The organism is Janthinobacterium sp. 78, assembly GCF_003096775.1.
GTDB lineage: Bacteria > Pseudomonadota > Gammaproteobacteria > Burkholderiales > Burkholderiaceae_D > Janthinobacterium > Janthinobacterium tructae.
The window spans coordinates 2,473,200-2,493,672 of record NZ_QENT01000001.1 but is presented as its reverse complement, the minus strand read 5'-3'; the positions used below and the strand labels follow the sequence as shown (position 1 = coordinate 2,493,672).

General features: G+C 62.9%; 18 protein-coding genes. 7 read left to right on the top strand and 11 right to left on the bottom strand.

Going from position 1 to position 20,473, the window contains the following annotated elements; genetic code table 11:
* The first annotated feature begins 18 nt into the window (after positions 1-18).
* The 4 genes from C8C92_RS11135 (at position 19) to phaP (ending at position 3,749) form a co-directional block, all read left to right on the top strand.
* A complete protein-coding gene (locus C8C92_RS11135; RefSeq protein WP_099759835.1) occupies positions 19-444 on the top strand; it encodes a helix-turn-helix domain-containing protein in 426 nt (141 codons plus the stop codon).
* Between the two features lie 103 nt (positions 445-547).
* Positions 548-2,800, top strand: coding sequence for an ATP-binding protein (locus C8C92_RS11130; protein ID WP_116743899.1), 2,253 nt, complete (start codon positions 548-550; stop codon positions 2,798-2,800).
* Positions 2,801-2,847: 47 nt separating this feature from the next.
* A complete protein-coding gene (locus tag C8C92_RS11125) occupies positions 2,848-3,042 on the top strand; it encodes a hypothetical protein (protein ID WP_071078190.1) in 195 nt (64 codons plus the stop codon).
* Between the two features lie 107 nt (positions 3,043-3,149).
* Positions 3,150-3,749 (top strand): TIGR01841 family phasin, encoded by a 600-nt coding sequence (gene phaP, locus C8C92_RS11120; protein ID WP_071078191.1) that lies wholly within the window; start codon positions 3,150-3,152, stop codon positions 3,747-3,749.
* A 202-nt stretch (positions 3,750-3,951) separates the two neighbouring features.
* Here the strand turns inward: phaP and C8C92_RS11115 are convergent, their stop codons facing one another.
* Positions 3,952-5,181, bottom strand: coding sequence for an MFS transporter (locus C8C92_RS11115; protein ID WP_116743896.1), 1,230 nt, complete (start codon positions 5,179-5,181; stop codon positions 3,952-3,954).
* 164 nt (positions 5,182-5,345) lie between these two features.
* Between C8C92_RS11115 and C8C92_RS11110 the strand changes: the two genes are divergently transcribed.
* The 3 genes from C8C92_RS11110 to C8C92_RS11100 all read left to right on the top strand — a co-directional run bounded on the left by C8C92_RS11110 (position 5,346) and on the right by C8C92_RS11100 (position 10,055).
* Positions 5,346-6,050 (top strand): SMI1/KNR4 family protein, encoded by a 705-nt coding sequence (locus C8C92_RS11110; protein WP_116745925.1) that lies wholly within the window; start codon positions 5,346-5,348, stop codon positions 6,048-6,050.
* 94 nt (positions 6,051-6,144) lie between these two features.
* Positions 6,145-7,797 carry a VRR-NUC domain-containing protein gene (locus C8C92_RS11105; protein WP_116743894.1) on the top strand — a complete coding sequence of 551 codons (1,653 nt, stop codon included), beginning with the start codon at positions 6,145-6,147 and terminating at the stop codon, positions 7,795-7,797.
* Positions 7,794-10,055, top strand: coding sequence for an ATP-dependent DNA helicase (locus C8C92_RS11100; RefSeq protein ID WP_116743893.1), 2,262 nt, complete (start codon positions 7,794-7,796; stop codon positions 10,053-10,055). The genes C8C92_RS11105 and C8C92_RS11100 overlap by 4 nt, the downstream gene beginning before the upstream one ends.
* Here the strand turns inward: C8C92_RS11100 and C8C92_RS11095 are convergent.
* The 10 genes from C8C92_RS11095 to phoU form a co-directional block, all read right to left on the bottom strand.
* Positions 10,052-10,780 (bottom strand): LytTR family DNA-binding domain-containing protein, encoded by a 729-nt coding sequence (locus C8C92_RS11095; RefSeq protein ID WP_116743891.1) that lies wholly within the window; start codon positions 10,778-10,780, stop codon positions 10,052-10,054. The two genes, C8C92_RS11100 and C8C92_RS11095, sit on opposite strands and share 4 nt — an antisense overlap.
* A gap of 11 nt (positions 10,781-10,791) precedes the next feature.
* The gene (locus tag C8C92_RS11090) at positions 10,792-11,868 is read right to left on the bottom strand and encodes a histidine kinase (protein ID WP_116743889.1); all 1,077 of its coding nucleotides are present in this window, start codon (positions 11,866-11,868) and stop codon (positions 10,792-10,794) included.
* Between the two features lie 6 nt (positions 11,869-11,874).
* The gene (locus C8C92_RS11085; protein WP_116743887.1) at positions 11,875-12,690 is read right to left on the bottom strand and encodes a DUF5668 domain-containing protein; all 816 of its coding nucleotides are present in this window, start codon (positions 12,688-12,690) and stop codon (positions 11,875-11,877) included.
* Positions 12,680-13,063, bottom strand: a complete 384-nt coding sequence (locus tag C8C92_RS11080) for a DUF5668 domain-containing protein (protein ID WP_243420173.1) — start codon at positions 13,061-13,063, stop codon at positions 12,680-12,682. Before C8C92_RS11080 ends, C8C92_RS11085 begins: the two co-directional genes overlap by 11 nt.
* 381 nt (positions 13,064-13,444) lie before the next feature.
* Entirely contained in the window at positions 13,445-14,359 is a 915-nt protein-coding gene (locus C8C92_RS11075) for an NAD-dependent epimerase/dehydratase family protein (RefSeq protein WP_116745924.1), read from the bottom strand.
* 94 nt (positions 14,360-14,453) lie between these two features.
* Complete coding sequence (locus C8C92_RS11070; RefSeq protein WP_116743883.1) at positions 14,454-16,400, bottom strand: ATP-dependent helicase; 1,947 nt, start codon at positions 16,398-16,400, stop codon at positions 14,454-14,456.
* Positions 16,401-16,433: 33 nt separating this feature from the next.
* Positions 16,434-17,630, bottom strand: a complete 1,197-nt coding sequence (gene senA / locus C8C92_RS11065; protein WP_243420172.1) for a selenoneine synthase SenA — start codon at positions 17,628-17,630, stop codon at positions 16,434-16,436.
* 88 nt (positions 17,631-17,718) lie between these two features.
* A complete protein-coding gene (phoR, locus tag C8C92_RS11060; RefSeq protein ID WP_116743881.1) occupies positions 17,719-19,035 on the bottom strand; it encodes a phosphate regulon sensor histidine kinase PhoR in 1,317 nt (438 codons plus the stop codon).
* Between the two features lie 12 nt (positions 19,036-19,047).
* Positions 19,048-19,737: a response regulator gene (locus tag C8C92_RS11055; RefSeq protein WP_034755074.1), complete on the bottom strand. Its 690-nt coding sequence runs from the start codon at positions 19,735-19,737 to the stop codon at positions 19,048-19,050.
* 5 nt (positions 19,738-19,742) lie between these two features.
* Positions 19,743-20,453, bottom strand: coding sequence for a phosphate signaling complex protein PhoU (gene phoU / locus C8C92_RS11050; RefSeq protein WP_071078202.1), 711 nt, complete (start codon positions 20,451-20,453; stop codon positions 19,743-19,745).
* Positions 20,454-20,473: the final 20 nt, after the last annotated feature.

Sequence of the window (20,473 nt, the reverse complement as noted above, 5' to 3'; positions counted from 1 at the left end):
TTGTTAAGGCCAACTATCATGTCCACAGACACCCCCGGCGCCAGCCTGCGCGCCGCCCTCGCCCGGCAAAACCAGGGAGCGCATCTGCTGGCAGCCGCCTGCCCGTCGCGCGCCGTGCTCAGCCACCTGACCAGCCGCTGGGCCGTGCTGGTACTGGTATTGTTGCTGAGCGGCACGCGGCGCTTCAGCGAACTGCGCCGCGAAGTGGGCGGGGTCAGCGAAAAAATGCTGGCGCAAACCCTGGAAGCGCTGGCGGGCGACGGCTTCGTGCTGCGCCAGGCCTATCTGGTGATACCGCCCAAGGTGGAATACAGCCTCACGCCGCTGGGACGCGAAGCGGCCGAACGCCTGGCCGTGCTGGTCGACTGGATCGAAGATAATTACCCGCGCATCGAACAGGCGCGCGCCGAACTCGCGCTGCCGTACGCACAAAACGCAGCGTAACACGGCGCGCAAACGCATTGCTTTTGACCATCAAGAATTATCGTTTACTCCTCCTTGCCTTGATGTAATACTAGCCTCACAATACGCGTAAGGACGCGACATCATGAATCAGTTGATTTCTTCCATCGCCGACCGGGCCAACGTGCTACTGGTCAGCAATTCGCCGAACGATGTGCGCGAACTGCTGTATGTGCTGGACCGGCATAATCTGGGCACGGGACTGGCGGGCGATATCGACGAAGGTGTGGAACTGGCCGCTGGCGGCACGGACCTGATCCTGCTCGACGCGGCCCTGGCCGGCACGAATATCGGCGCCACCTGCATGCGCCTGCGCAATGCGGGCGGACGCCATGGCGTGCCCCTGCTGCTGATGTCAGCAACCCCCAGCGCCGAAGAACAGGGGCGCAGCGTGGGCGCCGGTGCTTCCGACTACATCAAGATGCCCTTCAATGCGCGCGATGTGGCGGAAAAAATCCTCATGGAACTGGCGCTGCACAAGGCCGAGGCGTCCGCCGCCCGCCCTTCCGCCACCCTTGCCACACCGCCGCGCCCCCTGCATCCGCAAACGCTGGAAGTCAATTACCACTCCATCCTGGCCGGCTCGCCCGATGCCGTGCTGCTGTTCGATATCGACAACCGCCTGCTGATCGACGCCAACCACCTGGCCGAAGAACTGTTCGACATGCCGCTGGCCGAGCTGCTGCAAGGCGGCATGGAGCCGCTGTTCCCCAAACATCAGAGCGATGGCCGCGCCTCGCCGCAATTGCTGGAAGAAAAGATCCGCGATACCTTGCAAGGCAAGATCGTCGTCTTCCGCGCCAGCTGCTGCCACCGCGACAACCACCCGATCGCCTGCGAAATCCGGCTGATGCGCCTGTCCGTGCCGGGCCGCCAGCTGGTGCATGCGCGCATCATCGATTTGACCGAACGCAACCTTGCCGAAGCGATGCGCGCGGGCCAGAGCGCCTTGCTGGAGATGGTCGCCAAGGGCGCGCCCCTGACCCCCACCCTGAACCAGCTGCTGCTGCTGATCGAAGGCCAGTCGCGCGGCGTGCTCTGTTCCATCATGCTGCTCGACGACGACGGCATCCACATGCACAGCGCGGCCGGCCCCAGCCTGCCGCCCGAGTACATGGCCCTGCTCGAAAACGTGGCCATTGGCCCCGGCGTGGGTTCTTGCGGCACGGCCATGTTCCTGCGCGAACCGGTGGTGGTCAGCGACATCATGCGCGATCCGCTGTGGGCGCCCTACCGCGAGCTGGCCGCACCGTTCGGTTTGCGCGCCTGCTGGTCGCGCCCCATCTTCGGCCAGGATGGCAGCGTGCTCGGCTCTTTCGCCATGTACTACCGCGAAGTGCGCCAGCCCGATGCGCGCGACCTGGAACTGATCGACACGGCAAGCGACCTGGCCGGCATCGCCATCAGTCGCATGCGCCACGAACGCGAGCTGCAGCGCCACCGCGCCCACCTGGAAGAGCTGGTGGCCGTACGCACGGCGGCCCTGACGCAGGCCAAGGAACAATCGGAGCAAACCAACCTGGAACTGGCCGCGGCACTGGAAAACCTGTCCATCACGCAAGCAGAACTGGTGCGCCGCGACAAGCTGGCCGCGCTCGGTGCGCTGGTGGCCGGCATCGCGCATGAACTCAATACGCCGATCGGCAACGGCCTGGTGGTGGCCACCACCATGGCCGAGCGCACGCGCGAAATCCAGGCCAGCTTCCTCGATGGCTTGCGCCGCTCCGAACTGGGCGCCTACCTGACCCAGGCCAGCGAGGCGGACGCCATCATGCTGCGCAACCTGCAGCGCGCCGCCGACCTGGTCTCGAGCTTCAAGCAGATCGCCGTCGACCGCGCCAGCTCGCAGCGCCGCCATTTCCTGCTGCGCCAGTTCGTCGCCGAACTGATGCTGCCCATGTCCACGCCCCTCAAGGCTGCCGGCCTGAGCCTGACGCAAGACGTGCCGGACGGTCTGGCCATGGACAGCTACCCCGGTCCACTGGGCCAGGTGCTGAGCAACCTGCTGGAAAACTGCCTGCGCCATGCCTTCGAGGGCCGCAGCGGTGGCAATATCGCCATCACCGCGTCCAGCAGCGACGACGGGCAGACGATCAACCTGTCCATCAGCGATACGGGCGTGGGCATCGCCGCCGACGACCTGGTGCATGTCTATGACCCCTTCTTCACGACCAAGCTCGGTTCCGGTGGTTCGGGCCTGGGCCTGCATGTGGCGCACAACATCGTCACGGGCGTGCTGGGCGGCCATATCGACGCCATCAGCAGCACCGGCGCCGGCAGCGGCACCACCTTCACCCTGCAGCTGCCCGCCGCCGCGCCGCAATCGCCCGCCCCCTGAATGGCAGGCACGCTACAATGCCCGCAGGCTTTTCTTTCGGAGCACCCATGAAATACCTGATCGCCACGGCCCTGCTGGCCGCCTGCGCCTGCGCAATGGCCGGACCGGCGCCCTGGTACCAGTGGCGCAGCAAGGTCGACGGCACCCTGTCGTGCGCCCAATCGACCTTGGGATTTGGCTGGGAACTGGCCTCTGGCCCCTACAAAGATAGCCGTTGCGAAAAACCGGCGCTTGTTAAATAATGGGGCCATGACCACACGGGGCACCGGCTTGAGAGCAAGCGATGGCATTGCGGCGTCGAAAGAGTATGGAACGATAAGAACGTATCTATTCAAACCGAGGAGACCACATGTTTACGAATCCCGAACAATTCGCATCGGCCACCAAGGCCCTGTTTGAATTCCAGCTGATGACCTTCAACACCCTCACCTCCAAGGCCGTGCAAGGCGTGGAACAGGTGCTGGCGCTGAACATGGCCACCGCCAAGTCCGGCATCGAGGATGGCCTTGCCGCCGGCAAGGAAATCAGCCAGGCCAAGGATCCGAAGGCCGCCATGGCCGCCGCCGCCGCCCAGCTGCAACCGGGCGTGGCCGGCGCGAAAGCGTATAAACAGCAACTCGACGACATCATCAAGGAAATCCACACGGAATTCACCACGGCCGCCGAAGCCCATGTGGCCGAAGCGAAAAGCAATTTGAGCGCCCTGATCTACGACGTCACGAAAAACGTGCCGCCAGGCTCGGAAAACGCCGTGGCCATCGTCAAGGCCGCCATCGACAATGCCTTCCTCGGCTACGAGCAAGTCACCAAGGCCACGAAGCAAGCCGTGAAAACCGTGGAAGATCAAATTGCCAAGGCCAGCGCGCAAGTGGCGCAAGCCACGGCGGGCGCGCAAGCTGCGGCTGAAAAGGCGGCGCCGGCGGCCAAGCCGAAGGCGGCTAAAAAGTAAGCGATGTAGGTCGGATTAGCGCGGCAACGCCGCGCGTAATCCGACGTATTGTTGGCGCTAACGGTGATGTCGGATTACGCGCTTGCGCGCTAATCCGACCTACCCGACCTACAACGAATCCACCGGCACGATCCAGTACCCGCACCGCCCCCCTCCAGCAGATATCCCCCCCCAAAAATACCCGCCGAAAGATAGCCAACTCCTAGCTGCAGAAATCCTCGCATGCCTTGGCGCCCACGGCGCCGTCCAGCTGCCGGCGCCAGGCCACCATGCGCCACGCGGCCCAGGCGGCGGACACGGCGCCCGCAACGAGGATCAGGCGCGTGTCGATCAAGGTCAGCACGGAGCCGCTCAGGGCGACAACGATGTTGGCAATGCAAAAGGTGGTGGCCAGCAAGCCCATCACGGCACCCTGCCCGTGCGCGCTGAAGCGCTCGGCGCACCAGCCCTGGATCACCGTGTTGTACAGCGCATTCGGTATGCCGAACAGCACGATGGCGGCGATGCCCACCCAGATATTGCCCAGCGCCAAAATTCCGACGGCCAGCGCCACGCCGCAGGCATACCAGCTGGCGCGCAGCAAGGGCGCATGGCGGCTGGGCCCGCCCGCCAGCAAGGACGTGATGGTCATCGTGCCGCACAAACCCACATTCACCCAGGCAATCTCCTGTGCATGGTAAGCGGCCGTCTCGACCAGCCACAGCGGGTAAAACTCGTAAAAACTGGCCACGCCGCAAGTGAACGCCAGTTGCACGATGAACAGGGTGCGCAGCTCCTCATGGCGCAGCAAGTTCAGCGAATGGCGGTCGCGCGCGACTTGCCACCACGACGTCGTCAAGAGCGAAGGCGTTTCGCGCGGCAAGCCCACGGCCACCAGCACGGCGACGAGCATCAGGGCGGCGGCAGCGATCCAGAACGGCACCGTCACGCCCCAATGCAGGGTCGCGCCCGCCAGGATCGGGCCCACCAGCCAGCCCAGATAAAACGCGCCATTCAGCCACGACATGGCGCGCAGGCGCAGCGGTCCCGTCAGCTGGTCGGCCAGCATGGCGCGCGCTACCGCACCGTTTCCCTCCAGCAAACCCGTGATGAAACGGGCGACAATAAACAGCGGATAGGACTGGATCACCAGCGCCCAGGCCGTAATCGCATGGCCGATGGCGGCGCCCACGGCCGTGCGCATCAGCAAGGGACGGCGGCCATAGCGGTCCGACAGCGGCCCCAGCAAGGCCGAGCCGATCAGCAAGCCCAGCGGGTTGATGGTCAGCGCCAGGCCGAACAGCAATTTGGAGGGCAAGCCGAGGAAATTGTTGAAGGCATTCGGCGCCTCGGCGGCGAACAGCGGCGGCAGGATCGGATAGGGCAGCGAGGCGCCGATGGTCGACAGCAGCGCCAGCAGACAGGCGGCGGAAATCAGGATGATGTTTTTCATGCGGGTTTGGCGGATTTCAATCTGGCAAGCATACGTGACCATGCCACACCAGCAAACTTAAATGTTTATGAATGATGCCCATCATTACCGCCGTGAAGCGTGCCAGACACCGCCTCGGCTATCATGCCAACATGAATCACGATTTCACGATTAACAGGGCAAACATGACACTGTCAGAAATGGAACAGCAACACGGCTTTACTTACCCTTCGCTGTACCGCCAGCTGGAGCGCGACGGCATGCTGGCCGTGGGCGAATATGGCCCCGACTGGTACAAGCTGGTCTATCCCACATTAAAAGATAAACCTACCCTGCTGCTGCATGCCGATGATTTCGAATTGCTCAATATCGAGGCCGTTGCCGAAGCAGCGGACACCTTGCGCGACGCGGACGATTATCGGCAGATCGACCCCGCCTTGCAGTTCATCCCGTTCGCGCAAACGGGCGCGGGCGACCATTACTGTTTTTTCGCTTCCAGCGAGCAGGACGGCGAGATACCGATCGTGCTGCTGTGGCATGACCAGAATGAAGCCCAGTACCTGGCGAAAAACCTGCACGACTTCGTGTTTCACATGTTGTTGAACAGCATGGCGGACCAGGATACCTACAACGAGGTCAGCGATGATGCATTCAGGGAGCAACTGACAAACACCCTGGGCACGCATGCGCGCTACCTGACGGCGCGGCAAGCTGAAGTGTTGCAGACTTTGCTGGCAAGGGACATCGTCGATTACGAGATCAATCTGCCCAAAGGAAGAAAAGAGGCGCATCGGGGCTTGCTGACCGATATAGAACTGGCCGGCCTGCGCGCCGACCTGATTCCCTACGAAAAGTTCGACAGCTGTTTCGCCTACAGCACGGCTGGCTGAACATAATTCGCTGGGCAAGCGGCGGCGGAAGGTTTAAACTGTATATAAACACAGTAAAAACCATCGCCTTGCCACTTGCCCTATTACCATCCCCATGCTGAGAGTCCTGGAAAATCCCCTGTACTATCTGGACAATTTCCAGGACGTGCTGAGCTGGATCAGCGCGCGTTACGCCGATCTGCTGAGTCTTGAGGAAACGCAGTTCATCGCCGCATTCGGCGCATTGCCGCAGCCGTCGCGCGCGCTGTTCGTGCGCCTCGTCATGCGCAAAGGCTGCCTATTTCGCGCCAGCAAGCTCAATTACCCGGAAATCGGCGACACGCGCGCCGCCGCCCTGCCCTTGCTCGATACGGGCTGGGTCGAGGCCGATCCCGCCATCTCGATCGATGCGCTGTTCGAGCAACTGCTGAAAGGGGAAATCGCCCAGGCCTTCGGCCTCGCCGCGCCCCTGAAGGCGGCGCGCAAGGCCGAGCAGCTGGAAGCCTTGCGCGAGCAGCATGCGGACAATAAACCGTTTTCCACCTGGCATCCGGCCTCCGGCGACGTGCTGTACCGTATCGGCCTGCAAGCGCTGTGCGACCGCCTGCGCCTGATTTACTTTGGCAACTATCACCAGGACTGGTCGGAATTCGTGCTGTCCGACCTCGGTGTGTACCAATACGAAAAGGTGGAATTCTCGCCGCAATCGCGCGGTTTTCGCACGCGCCAGGATATCGAGCACTATGAAGTGCTGCACCAGTGCCGCGAACGCTACAACGACAGCGCGCCGGCAGACGATGTGCTGCAGGAACTGGCCGCGTTGCCCTTGTCCGAGGACAATACCTGGCTGGCCAGCCGGCGCGACAAGCTGCGCTTCCAGATCGCCCAGCACCTGGAGAAATGCCAGGACTGGCCCGCCGCTTACCGCGCCTACGCCGATTGCCGCTATCCGGGCGCGCGGGGGCGCGCCATCCGCGTGCTGGAAAAAGATGAGCAGCCGCAAGCGGCCTACGAACGCCTGATGATCGCCCTGGCCGCGCCGGAAAGCGAAGCGGAACATCAATTGCTGCTGCGCATGGCACCCCGTTTGCGGCGCAAGCTGGGCCATGCGAAACAGGCGGCCAACGCGGCGGCCAGCGTCGAGCGCATCGACCTGCTGCTGCCGTATACAGGCGAAGCGTGCTACGTGGAAGGGGTGGTGCAGCAGCATTTGATGCAGGACGACGCGCCCGTGTATTACGTGGAAAACACCCTGATCAACTCGCTGTTCGGCCTGCTGTGCTGGCCAGCCATCTTCAAAGCCATGCCCGGCGCCTTTTTCCACCCGTTTCACCGTGGCCCGGCCGACTTGCACAGCGCCGATTTTCACCAGCGCCGCAGCCTGGACTTCGCCGCCTGCCTGGCCCAGCTGGACGACGGCACATATCACGCGACGATACGCGCCACGCTTGCCGCCAAGCATGGCATCGTCTCGCCCTTCGTCAGCTGGGAGGTGCTGGACGATGGCTTGCTGGACCTGGCGCTGGCCTGCATCCCGGCCACCCACCTGAAGAAGGCGTTCGAGCGCATCTTGCTCGACATCAAAAGCAACCGCAGCGGCTTTCCCGACCTGATCCAGTTCTGGCCGGCCGAGCAGCGCTACCGCATGATCGAAGTCAAGGGCCCGGGCGACCGCCTGCAAGACAACCAGCTGCGCTGGATCGCGTATTGCGCCGAGCACGCCATGCCCGTCAGTGTGTGCTACCTGCAGTGGCAGGCGGCAGCATGAGCCGCAACACTTACACCATCGCCGTGCGCGCCCTGTGCGAATTCACGGCCAAGGTGGGCGACCTGGACTTGCGCTTCACGCCGTCCCCCACGGCGCAGGAAGGCATGGCCGGCCACGCCACCGTCACGAGCCGGCGCGACGACAATTACCAGCGCGAAATCAGCCTGTCTGGCGACTTTGGTCCCCTGCATGTACGCGGCCGCGCCGATGGCTACGATCCGGCGCGGCGCCAGCTGGAAGAAATCAAGACCTACCGGGGCGACCTGGCCGCCATGCCAGCCAACCACCGCCAGCTGCACTGGGCGCAGGCGCGCATCTATGGCCATTTGCTGTGCCGGCAACTGAACCTGCCCATGCTGCGCGTGGCGCTTGTGTACTTCGACATCGTGAGCCAGAAAGAAACCGTGATGCACGAGGAATGCACGGCCGAGGCGCTGCGTCTGTTCTTCGAGCAGCATTGCGCCCTCTTCCTCGACTGGGCCGAGCAGGAAATGGCGCACCGCGCCAGCCGCGACGCGCAGCTCACCAGCATGGCCTTTCCCCATGCGGACTTTCGTCCGGGCCAGCGCCAGCTGGCAGAAGCCATGTACAAGGCCAGCAGCCGTGGCTGCGGCTTGCTGGCGCAGGCGCCCACGGGCATCGGCAAGACGGTGGGCAGCCTGTTTCCCATGTTGAAAGCGACAGCCGCGCATGGCCTCGATAAACTGTTTTTCCTGGCCGCCAAGGTGCCGGGGCGGCAAATGGCGCTCGACGCCTGCGCCATCCTCAAGGATAGCGCGCCGCTGCTGCCCCTGCGCGTGCTGGAACTGAGCGCCAAGAGCAGCGCCTGCGAACATCCTGACAAAACCTGTCACGGCGAATCATGCCCGCTGGCCAAGGGTTTTTACGACCGCTTGCCGCTGGCGCGCGAGGTGGCGCTAACCAGCGGTTTAATTTTGGACAAGGAAGCCGTGCGCGCCATCGCCTTGCAGCAAGGTATTTGCCCCTATTATCTGGGCATGGAATTGGCGCGCTGGAGCGACGTCGTCATCGGCGACTACAATTATTACTTCGACCTCAGCGCCATGCTGTACGGCATGACCCTGGCCCACGACTGGAAAGTCAACGTGCTGGTCGACGAGGCGCACAATATGGTGTCGCGCGCGCGCAGCATGTATTCGGCCGAGCTGGAACAGATCAATCTGAAGCTGCTGCGCAAGTTTGCGCCCGAAGGGCTGAAAAAGCCGCTGGACCGCCTCTCGCGCCAGTGGACGGCTTTATTAAAAGAACAGGATGGCGACTATCACGTGCATCCCGCCTTGCCCGAGAAATTCTTTGGCGCCCTGCAAGGGGTGGCCACGGCCATCGGCGATTACGCGGCCGAGCATGCGGCGGCGCTCGACGAAGACTTGCAGCGCTTTTATTTCGACGTGCTGCTGATCAACCGCCTGGCAGAGAGCTTTGGCGCGCATTCGCTGTTCGACGTCAGCAAGACTGACACGGGTAGCACTGTGTGCATCCGCAATATCGTCCCTGCCCCGTTTCTCAAGGAACGCTTCGCGGCCAGCCACAGCACGGCCCTGTTTTCCGCCACCCTGAGTCCGTGGAATTACTACAGCGACACCCTGGGCATGCCGGCCGACACGGCCTGGGTCGACGTGGAATCGCCGTTCCAGGCGGAGCAATTATCCGTGCGCGTAGCCGACAGCATTTCCACGCGCTACCAGCACCGCGCCGCGTCCTTGCTGCCCATCGCCCAGCTGATGGCGCGCCAGTACGCAGAAACGCCGGGCAATTATCTGGCTTTCTTCAGCAGCTTTGATTACATGGAAAAGACGGCCACGCTGTTTGCCCAGCATTACCCGGACGTTCCCCTCTGGCAGCAGCCGCGCCGCATGGATGACGCTGCCCGCGCGCAATTCCTGGGCCGTTTCGGCCTGGACACGCGCGGTATCGGCTTTGCCGTGCTCGGTGGCGCGTTTGGCGAAGGCATCGACTTGCCCGGCGCGCGCCTGATCGGCGCCTTCATCGCCACCCTCGGTTTGCCGCAGATCAATCCCGTCAACGAGCAGATCCGCCAGCGCATGGGCGACATCTTCGGCGCCGGCTACGACTACACGTATCTGTATCCGGGCATGCAAAAGGTGGTGCAGGCGGCAGGCAGGGTCATCCGCACGCAGTCGGACAAGGGCGTCGTGTATCTGATCGACGACCGTTTTTCACGGCCGGAAATCCGCCAGCTCTTGCCGACGTGGTGGGATGTGCAGCTGGCCAGCTAGCCAACCAGTAATTTGAGCTTCTGGTAGCCCGCCTTGCTCACGGGGATCCGCGTGTCATCGCGCAAGATGGCCACGTGGCTGTCTTTGGTAGCCGCCTCGATGCGGCGGATGCCATCGATATTGAGCAGATACGACCTGTGCACGCGCAGGAACTTGGCGGGATCGAGCTGGGTCTCCAGCTCCGACAGTCGCTGGCTTTTCAGGTAAGATTTGCCCTCGGAACGGATGCTGATGTAATCGTCCTGCGCCTCGATGTAGTCGATGCGCGCGCTGGCGATCACGTGGACCTTGGCGCCATCGCGTATCAGCACGCGGGCCAAAGGTGCGGCACGCGTGGCCGCCTCGCGCGCCAGCGTTTGCACAGCCTCGGGCGTGCCGCGGCTGGCGCGCGCATGGGCCAGCGCCTGGTCGAAGCGCTGTTCGCTGAATGGTTTCAACAGGTAGTCCAGGGCATGGCATTCGAACGCCTTCAGGGCGTACTGGTCGTAGGCGGTGACAAAGATCAGCTTTGTCTTCGCGCCGATCAATTCGGCCACTTCAAAGCCGTCCAGGCGCGGCATCTGGATGTCGAGGAAGACCAGTTCCGGCTCCAGTTCCGCGATGGCCTTGACGGCGTCAAAACCGTTGGCGCATTCGGTCACGATGTCGATATCATCATGGCGCGCCAGGTATTCGCGCAACACGCTGCGCGCCAGCAATTCATCGTCGACGATGGCCACCCGCATTCTTGCCTGCATCATGCTTCCTCCGTGTCGCCGGTCTGCGCCGGCATGGAAATCATCACTTCGAAATGGCCGTCGCGCCGGCCCCAGTGCACGCTGGCCTCGTGGCCATACGCGCCCGCCAGGCGCTGGCGCACGTTCTCCAGCCCTACGCCATTGCCGCGAGCTGGCCCTTGATCCGCATCGACCGGGTTGCGCACGGCGATCTGCAACAGGCTGCCCACGCGCCGCACCTCGATGGCGATCAGGCCACCCTCCGTCAAGCCGCAGATGCCGTGCTTGACGGCATTTTCCACCAGCGGCTGTATCAGCATGGGCGGCAACAGGCACGCCAGCGCGCCGGTGTCGATGGCTTCCGCCACTTGCAGGCGTGCGCCGAAACGCACTTGCTCGATGGCGAGAAAGTGGCGGATCAACACCAGTTCCTGTTCCACGGTAATGTGCTTGTGCGCTTCCAGGCTCAGGCTCTGGCGAAAGAAACTGGCCAGCTGCACCGTCATCTGGCGCGCCCCCGCCGCATTGATGGACGTCAGGGCGCTGATCGAGTTCAGGCTGTTGAACAGGAAATGCGGATCGATCTGCGTGCGCAGCATGCGCAATTGCGCTTCCTGCGCCATCAGCTGCGCTTCCAGGCCCCGCTGTTCGGCCATCCTGGCGCGCACGAATTCCAGCAACAGATAATGCACGGCGGCGGCCAGGCAATACAGCAGCGCGCCCAGGCCGAAGAACAGGGCCAGCATCGACTGCGTCAGGTTCACTCCCAGCCAGCGTACGTCCGGCAACAGGCTGACACTGTTCAAAAATTGCAGCAGGGTCGCCCACAGCAAGCCCGCGAACAGGGCCGCCACGCTCATCACGCCGGCGATGGCGAGCGGATGGCGGACGTGCAAGGGGTAGGCGCGGCACAGGTAAAACGCGGAAAACCCCGAGCCGATCGCATACACGAGCGTGGCGGGCACCACCAGCAGGGTCGCATTGAGCCAGGGCGCATGGGCCACCCTGGCCAGGATGAACGCCAGCGCCAGGCCCAGCGCAATGCACACCAGGAACACCACCACGGCACCGCGCCGCTTCGACAAGGGCCCGGGCATGCGCGCCTAGTTGCGGATTTCCAGGCCGCCCATGATGGCGTAGCCCGTCACGTACAAACGCTTGTTCTGGTTCGGCGGCACGATGGTCTTTTCTTCGAAGCCCCCGAGGATGGGCGTGCCCTGCAGCACGACGCTCCAGTCGGGCGGAATCTTGATGGTGACGCCGCCACACAAGGCGAACACGTTGAGCACGGCTTCGCCGTCGATCGATGCCTGGCGCAAGTCGATTTCGCAGCCCGCCATGATGACGTTGATATCGCCGCCCCTGAAGCGCTGCGACGACACGCGCCGCACATAGCCGCCGAGGATGGCCGTCACTTCGATGATGCTGTCGTCGTCCGCCTGGCCGCTGGCGCCGGGCGCTGCAGTGGTATCGGCGGCGTCCTTGTCGAGCGACACGGCGCCATTCCTGGCCTGGCCAAATGCGTCAGGCGCTGCCGTGCTGTCTTGCTGCGCGGCAAAGCGCCGGCGCCGCTGCCGCTGCTGTGCGCCGGGCAAGGACTTCGACACCACGGCCACGCCCAGGCCGATAATCAGCAAGGGCCACAGCAAGTCCCAGTTCATGTAAAAGATGCCCATGTGCTTGAGGGTCCAGACCACGCCCAGCAGCACCAGCATGCCACCCAACAAATAGCCGTTCGCGCTGCGGCTTTGCGACAGTTTCAGCAGGCCAAACACGATTAGCGCCGTGGGCCAGAAGCGAAAGGTGTAGCGCACATTAATAAAACCGAGGTTATCGAGCAGGAACAACAGCCCCAGGCCGATGACGATGACGCCCAGCACGATCTGCGATGGCGAGTGCAGCGGCGGTTTATTTTTCATGCTCGGACTCCCGGTAGGCAATAAAATGTTTGTTCAGCAGCGGTTCCAGCACGAGGCCCACGCCCCAGGCGATCAGCAAGGCTGGCCAGCTATTGTAGAAATTCAAATTCCACAGTTCTTCATACGAGACATACCACCAGGCAGCAAAAAAGATCAGCCACAGGCCGCTCAGTACCTGCTTGGCGGACACGGGCGTGAGCAGCTTGTTGAGGCCGAAGACGACCAGTATCAGCGGCCAATAATGCCATAGAGCATAGTAATCGTGGAGATAGATCACATCGAGCCGGTCCAGCAGGATGACGGCGCCGATGGCGATCAGCAGCACGCCCCACAGCAGCTGGGTACGGCGGCAATAGGCTGGTTCAGGTTTCACGGTCACCCCTTGAAGTTGGTTGATCGTAAAGATACGCGGATTTCGGCGAGGGGAAAACACCGTTTCGGCGAATGGCGGACAGGTGACGGTGAATGGCGCGGCGGCGAAAACGCCAGGCAAAAAAAGACCGGCTAGGGCCGGCCTTGAAGGGGTTCGCAGTACACACCACGACCTGGAGTTGCAGTGCACAGCCGCAGAGCGCGAACGCGCCGGCGGCAAGAATCTGGTGCCGATCCTTGAGGCGACCGGCTGACCTGCTGGAAGATCGAACATGCCGCCAACTTCACGGCAGTGCGTCTCAACCAAGCAAAGCCATCATACTCCTGATCGCCACATTGCACCGTTCGCTAGCGCACACAGATGCGCTTTTGCTGAGCGGCATCAAGCGGCGATGGCGTGCGGCGGCTTGAGCATGTCGCTCCCGATCCACTCCAGCACCGATGGCCCCTGCGGCTGCCAGCCCAGCAGGGTGCGCGCCCGTGCGCCGCGCACGCGGCTGTTGGAACCGAGGCCGTAAGACGCCATCTCGTAACCCCATTCGGCAATCGCCTCGGGCAGCGGCCAGTCCTGCGCAGGACCCAGGTCCAAAGCCTGGGCGATGGCCGCCGTCATGTCGCGGAAGGCCGCCTCGCCCGACTCGACAAAGTAAAACGTTCCAGCGGGCGACTTTTCCAGCGCCAGCAAATACAGGCTGACGACGTCGTCGATATGCACGTTCGACCAACTATTGCGGCCCGGCCCCACGTGGCGCACGATGCCACTCTTGCGCGCCTGTTTCAGCAAACGGGGCAGCTGCACGCTGTCGCGCGGCAAGGCGCCAGGGCCGTAGATCAGGGTGTTGCACAGCACGCTGGCGCGTACGCCCTTGTTTGCACTGGCCAGTACAAGGTCGTCGATGGCGACCCGGGCCGCCTTGTCGGCCGTGGGGGCCGGCAGCTTGTCTTCGTAATAGATGTGTTCCGTGCCCTCGCCGCCCGACGCGTCGCCCACGATGGACGAGCCGCTGGTGTGCAGGAACGGCTTGTTCGTGCCAGCCAGCGCTTCAATGATGGCTTCGACGGCGGCCCGGTGGTCGCTGCTGGCCGCGTTGATGACGGCATCGGCCGCCTGCGCCTGCTCGATGAGCAGTTCGCGATCATTGAGCGTGCCGACGATGCCTTGTACGCCGATGGCAGCCAGCTCGGCCACCTGTTCCGGCTTGCGCACCAGGCCCGTGACCTGATGGCCGGTGCGCACGAGGCCCGCCGCGATGGAACTGCCGATGAAACCTGCCGCGCCTGTCAAAAATACTCGCATCATTACTCCTTTGTTGGTTCAGATTGCAATCAATCACACCAACAAAGTATGCCCGCTTTCGTCTTTCGCAAAAAGCAGTCGCACGGCAAAAGATTTATGACTTTGGCGCAACAATCTTCTGTTTGAGCTGCAGCGCGGCGATGTAGCGGCTCCGGTAAGCGGGGTCCTCCGGCGTCAGCAAGGTCAGCCTGTCGCGTGCGCGCGTGGCGGCGACATAGAAACGGTTTTCCTCTTCCAGCGGGTCGGTCTTGCTGCGCGGGAATTCATCGACGGCAAGGTAGGGCAAGATGACATGGTTGTATTCGAGGCCCTTGATCTGGTCGATGCAGGCGATCACCAGTTTGGCCTTGCCGGTCGAGACCGTCACGGCTTCTTCCATCTCGCCCAGCCAGCCAGCAAAGCCGCCGAGCGCCACGCCCGCTTCGCGGCACACGGCAATGAAACCGTGCAGGGAACGGGCGACGACCCGCGCCTGGGCCGGGTCGACATAGATGCGGCGCGCCGTCTGTTCCAGCTGCATCAGGCCAAAGATGTGCTGCAGGGCGTCGCCCGCCAAGGCGTCCGCAGGCAAGGCGCGCAGGTAATCGACGGCGGCCAGGGTCAGCGCCGCCTTGTCCTGGTTGTGCGATTTGGCCAGCTGATTCGTCAAAAAGCCTTCCAGCAAGTCCGGGTAATTGGCCACGTCGGCCTTGGCTTGCTGGAGCTCACCGCGCGTAAACGGGATTTCCGCGAAGGCCACCAGCGCTTCGAGGATTTCGCCACGGCGCGGGCCGCTCTTGATCGCATGTAAATCCTTGCGGGCGATGGCGACCATGCCGCGCAGCATCAGCACTTCCAGGCTCAGCAAATAGCTGTTCATGTCCACCAGGCCATACGCGATGCCGCTCTGGAACAAGGCCGTTTCCACGCGGATGGCCTGGTCGCGGTCGCGCAGCAAAATGGCCGTGGTGCCCGCATGCGCGTGTTCGAGCGCAGCGATCAGCTGGGCGCTGCACGCTTGCGGCTGCGTATGGTCGTACTCGAGCACATCGATATGGGTGGCGCGCGACAGGGCCGACACGCTGGCCTTGTTTTTCAACACGCCCACGGCCTGTGCCAGCTGCGGGCCGTAGCGGTAGGATGCCGTCAGCGGCAGGCGCTGCAAGGCGGGAAATTCCTGTTCGAAGCGCTGGCGCAAAAAGCGGTGATCGGCGCCCGACCACGTGTAAATCACTTGATCCTTGTCGCCGGCGCCGCAGAAAAACGCGTTGCCGCGGCGTATCAGCATGGTCAGCAGGCGGAACGACGCTTCGTTCAAATCGTGCAATTCATCGGCCACGATGATCTGGAAGGCCGGCAATTGCTGGCGCAGCGGTTCGTCGCCGTCGAGCATGCGCACCAGGTCATAGGTGGCGTCGAACGGGGCGCGGAACTGGATATCGCCCGTGTCGGCGCCGCGCAAGGCTTCGTATTCGCGCAGCCACAGATAATGCGTGCGCGACATGCCCAGCAGCTCCAAGTTGTCATCGAGGGAATTGCTCTCGAAGTCAGGATTTTGAAAATCCAGGCGCGCCTTGGTGCGCAATTGCAGTTTCAGGAATTCGGCGATGGCCCCGTTGGTCGTATTGATTTCCAGCGGATAGCGGTGAGCGTATTTCTCGGAGACCACTTCCAGTGCTTCCCACGCCACGGGGCGCAGCTCTTCATCGCTGCGCATGAATGCCACCTGCATGTTTTCCAGCTGCAGCAGTACCTTGGCGGCAAACGCGTCGAAGGTATCGATGACGAGGCGTTTGACGACGCCGAGCGGCACGCCCACTTCCAGCAGGCGCTGGCGCAGGGCCACGCGCGCCGCTTCCGTGAAGACGAGGGCCAGCATGCGCTCGGGCGCGCGGCCCCGGTGCAAGGCCTCGGCCAGGCGCAGGGCCAGGGTCGTCGTCTTGGCGGCGCCGGCATTGGCGTCGATCAAGACCACTTTCTTTTGCGCCGTCTGGATGGCCACCTGCTCCGGCGTAGGCGTGATGCGTTTGGGAATGAACTGCGGGGCGTTATCTGTACTCAAAGGTATCCTGAAATGATGTCTGTTCTCGGTGCGCTACCAGGCGCAGGTGCGCAGGCCGGCAAAGATGTCGCCCCGTTCGGGCGCGTGGAAGGCGCGCATGCGGGCCGAATGCAGGCGCAGCGGCGTGGCGAAGGCCGCGCCGCGCAGCACCTGGTGCTGCATGAAATACGGCGCCGAATACTCGCGCCAGGCAGCGGGCACAAAGCCCGGATACGGCTCGAACGGCGTCGCCGTCCACTCCCATACCTGGCCCCAGTGAAAGCGCGGGTGGCCGGACAGCGCAGCATACTCCCATTCCGCCTCCGTCGCCAGGCGGCGCCCCGCCCAGGCGCAGTACGCTTGCGCTTCATACAGATTGATGTGGCGCACGGCTTCATTCGGCGGCAAGGTGGTGCGCTGGCCGAAACGCATGGTGCGCCACTGCGTCGCTTCGCGCAGCCAGTACAAGGGCGACGAGCGCTCCTGCCGCATCAGCCAGGCGCTGCCGGCCGCGCTCCAGAACTGGCGGTTCTGGTAACCGCCATCGGCGACGAAATCGGCAAACTGGGCGTTCGATACGGCGCAAGCATCGATGGAAAACGGCGCCACGTAGCAGGCATGGGGCGGCGATTCATTGTCGAAGGCAAACCCGGCCCCGCGCGGCGAGCCCAGTACGATGCTGCCGCCTGGAAAGGCGATCTCGCCCGCGCCTGGCGGCATAGCCGGGCTGGCAGCAAGGGATTCGGGGGCTTCCAGGCCCAGCCATTGCAAGCCGGCCAGCATTTCCTCGCCACACAAGTCTTCCTGCGCCAGCGCCAGCCGGTACGGCGCCAGGGCGCTGTCGATGTTGGGTTCGCGCGAGAGTTTATCGAGCACCCGGTCGAGCACTTCGCGGCAATACGTTTTCACGGCGCCCGGACTGGGCAGTTCCAGCTTCCAGCGCGCACGCTGCTCCAGCATATTGGCGTCGAACATATCGTCGCCACGTGTCAGCAGGGAATTGTAGATGGCGTCGGCCGGATGGCTGGAAGCGGCTTCGCGCAGGATGAACCACTCGGCGAACCAGGCGATATGCGCGAGCTGCCATAACGGTGGATTGAGGCGCGGATGGCGGGGCAGGCCCGCCACCACGTCCAGCCCGGCACTGACATAACAGTCGAACAGGGAAAGCGTGTTCTGGCGCGCAGCCTGCAGCGACTGGGCCAGTTGCTGCGCGCCGGCGTGGCGAAAAGAAGTGTTAATTAAAGTCATGGCACGATTGTAACGACTTATGCCAACATTGCACCAGTCGCCGCAGGAACAAGGAGGGAACTCCCCTCCCCGGGACTACTTGACCGGACTACTTGACCAGCAATTCGCCCTGCAGCGGCGTGACGACGGATTTCGGCATGCTGACGATGAAGCTGCTGCCCTTGTCGGCCACGGACTGGATGGCCAACGTGCCGCCGTGGCGCAGCAGCACGTGCTTGACGATGGCCAGGCCCAGGCCCGTGCCCTGGGTTTCGCGCGAACGGCTCTTGTCGACACGGTAGAAACGCTCGGTCAGGCGCGAAATATGTTCCTGGCTGATGCCGATGCCCGTGTCTTGCGCGATGAATTGCGGTCCGGCCGGGCCATCCTGCCAGCGCAGGGTGATGCTGCCGCCGGCCGGCGTGTAGCGCACGGCGTTCGACGCCAGGTTGCCGAACGCGCTGTACAGCTCGTCATAGCTGCCCAGCACGTCGGGACCGTTGCATTCCATCTTGATCTCGTGCTTGCCGGCCGACAAACCTTTGGCGTCGCGCAAGACCTGCTGCATGAGCTTTTTGATATCCACGGGTTCGGGGCGCAGCGGGTAGTCGACCGACTCCAGGCGCGACAGGGTCAGCATGTCCTCGATCAGATGCTGCATGCGGTGGCCCTGCTCCGTCATCAGCTTGAGGTGGGCGGCGCGCGTGGTGGCATCGAGGTCCAGCTCGGCGGAAGCGATTTCCAGGAAGCCGACGATGACCGTCAGCGGCGTGCGCAGTTCGTGCGAGGCGTTGGCGATGAAGTCGCGGCGCATCATTTCGATGCGTTCCGTCTCCGTCACATCGTGCGTGACGAGGATCTGGCGGCGGTTTTCAAACGGAATGATTTGCACGATCAGCTTGCGGTTGCGGAAGGTGATCGTCAGCGGCTGGTCGTAGCGGCCCAGGATGATGTAATCCATGAACTCCGGACTGCGGATCAGGTTAGTCACGCGCATGCCCTTGTCGCGCTCGTGCGTGAGACCCAGATGCTTCTCGGCGGCCGGGTTGCACCATTCGAGGAACAGCACGTCATCCATGATGACGACGCCGTCCGGCAGCAGGTGCATGGCCTGGCGGAAACGCGCCAGCCATTCCGTCAGCTCGGCCTGGTTTTTCTCGTCATCGCGGCGCATGCGGTACAGGCGCGCGAAGATGCTGGTCCAGGCGCCCCAGCCGTCGGGCAGCTTGGCGCTTTGCGGATTGTCCAGCCAGTTACTCAGCTGGAACAGATACGACAGCTGCACGAACACCATCATGGCCATCAGCACGAAGGCGATGCCCAGCGCATACGTGGCGCCAAACAGATACCAGACGACGGCCACGCCCAGCAGCGCCAGCACCATGCGCAAGGCAGCCGGTACCCAGAACAGCAATTTCGGATTCATAAGAGACAGGCTTTATTTTTCAGACAACATGTAGCCGACGCTGCGCACCGTCTTGATCAGGCTTTCCGCCTCTTTCAAGGCTTTGCGCAAGCGCAATACGTGGACATCGACCGTGCGTTCCTCGATCACCACATGGTCGCCCCACACCTTGTCGAGCAGCTGGCTGCGCGAAAACACGCGCTCCGGATGGGCCAGCAGGAATTTCAGCAGCTTGTATTCGGCATGGCCGATATCGATCTTCTGTTCATCCATCATCACGGTGCAGCTGACGGGGTCCAGCGCCACGTTGCCGGCGCGCATGGGCGCCTGCGCGTGTTCCGGACTCTTGCGTCGCAACAGCGCTTTGGCGCGTGCCAGCAGCTCGCGCGGCGAGAACGGCTTGGTGACGTAATCGTCGGCCCCGCTGTTCAGGCCGGCCAGCTTGTCTTCTTCCATGCTCTTGGCGGTGAGCATGATGACGGGGATGGCGGCGAAATTGCGGTCGGCGCGGATGCGCGACAGCAGGCGCAAGCCCGTCTGGTCCGGCAGCATCCAGTCCAGCAGTATCAGGTGCGGCGTGCGGTGCTGGATGAATTCCCAGGCGTCGGCAACGTTTTGTACGGAACAGCAATTCCAGCCGGATTCGCGCAGCGAATAGGTCACCAGTTCAACGATGGCCGGCTCATCTTCAACAATCAATACCGTGGTTTTATCAGATGCCATAAAGCTTACTCAGGGAGCTCCTCGGAAATGGCGGGAGCCGCCACCTTGGTGTGGCGGATATCCTTGCCTTCAACCACGTAAATCACGTATTCGGCGATGTTTTTCGCATGGTCGCCGATCCGTTCGATGGCCTTGGCCACCCACAGGGTATCGAGCGCCGCCGAAATCGTGCGCGGGTCTTCCATCATAAAGGTGATCAAGTTGCGCATGATAGACCGAAACTCATGGTCGATGATGGCATCTTGTGCAATTAATTGTAAGGCCTGCTTGCCATCGTTGCGGGCGAATGCGTCCAGCGCATCGTGCAGCATGTCGGTGGCCGTGTTGGCAATGCCGCGCACCATCTCGTAATGGTTGACGACGCCGTTGCCCCGCTTGTGCAGATTCTTCGCCACGCGGGCGATTTTGGTCGCCTCGTCGCCTACGCGTTCGAGGTCGGTAATCACCTTGATGGTGGCCATGATGGTACGCAAATCGTTGGCGGCCGGCTGACGGCGCACGATCAAATGGCTGCACGCGTCGTCCAGCGATACTTCCAGCTGGTTGACGACGTCGTCTTCGCGCATCACGCGGTCGGCGCGTTCCGGGTTGCCGATGCGAAAGCACGTCATCGCGTCGAGGAACTGGGTTTCAACGATGCCGCCCATCAGGAGCACTTTCGAGCGGATCGCTTCGAGTTCGTTGTCGTATTGCTTGGATGAATGTTCGCCTAACATGCTGTCTCTCCGTATTCAGT

Excerpts from the sequence above, each read along its gene's own strand:
- C8C92_RS11135 (WP_099759835.1), top strand. The coding sequence starts at position 19 with ATGTCCACAGACACCCCCGGCGCCAGCCTGCGCGCCGCCCTCGCCCGG.
- C8C92_RS11130 (WP_116743899.1), top strand. The coding sequence starts at position 548 with ATGAATCAGTTGATTTCTTCCATCGCCGACCGGGCCAACGTGCTACTG.
- C8C92_RS11125 (WP_071078190.1), top strand. The coding sequence starts at position 2,848 with ATGAAATACCTGATCGCCACGGCCCTGCTGGCCGCCTGCGCCTGCGCA.
- phaP (WP_071078191.1), top strand. The coding sequence starts at position 3,150 with ATGTTTACGAATCCCGAACAATTCGCATCGGCCACCAAGGCCCTGTTT.
- C8C92_RS11115 (WP_116743896.1), bottom strand. The coding sequence starts at position 5,181 with ATGAAAAACATCATCCTGATTTCCGCCGCCTGTCTGCTGGCGCTGCTG.
- C8C92_RS11110 (WP_116745925.1), top strand. The coding sequence starts at position 5,346 with ATGACACTGTCAGAAATGGAACAGCAACACGGCTTTACTTACCCTTCG.
- C8C92_RS11105 (WP_116743894.1), top strand. The coding sequence starts at position 6,145 with ATGCTGAGAGTCCTGGAAAATCCCCTGTACTATCTGGACAATTTCCAG.
- C8C92_RS11100 (WP_116743893.1), top strand. The coding sequence starts at position 7,794 with ATGAGCCGCAACACTTACACCATCGCCGTGCGCGCCCTGTGCGAATTC.
- C8C92_RS11095 (WP_116743891.1), bottom strand. The coding sequence starts at position 10,780 with ATGCGGGTGGCCATCGTCGACGATGAATTGCTGGCGCGCAGCGTGTTG.
- C8C92_RS11090 (WP_116743889.1), bottom strand. The coding sequence starts at position 11,868 with ATGCCCGGGCCCTTGTCGAAGCGGCGCGGTGCCGTGGTGGTGTTCCTG.
- C8C92_RS11085 (WP_116743887.1), bottom strand. The coding sequence starts at position 12,690 with ATGAAAAATAAACCGCCGCTGCACTCGCCATCGCAGATCGTGCTGGGC.
- C8C92_RS11075 (WP_116745924.1), bottom strand. The coding sequence starts at position 14,359 with ATGCGAGTATTTTTGACAGGCGCGGCAGGTTTCATCGGCAGTTCCATC.
- senA (WP_243420172.1), bottom strand. The coding sequence starts at position 17,630 with ATGACTTTAATTAACACTTCTTTTCGCCACGCCGGCGCGCAGCAACTG.
- phoR (WP_116743881.1), bottom strand. The coding sequence starts at position 19,035 with ATGAATCCGAAATTGCTGTTCTGGGTACCGGCTGCCTTGCGCATGGTG.
- C8C92_RS11055 (WP_034755074.1), bottom strand. The coding sequence starts at position 19,737 with ATGGCATCTGATAAAACCACGGTATTGATTGTTGAAGATGAGCCGGCC.
- phoU (WP_071078202.1), bottom strand. The coding sequence starts at position 20,453 with ATGTTAGGCGAACATTCATCCAAGCAATACGACAACGAACTCGAAGCG.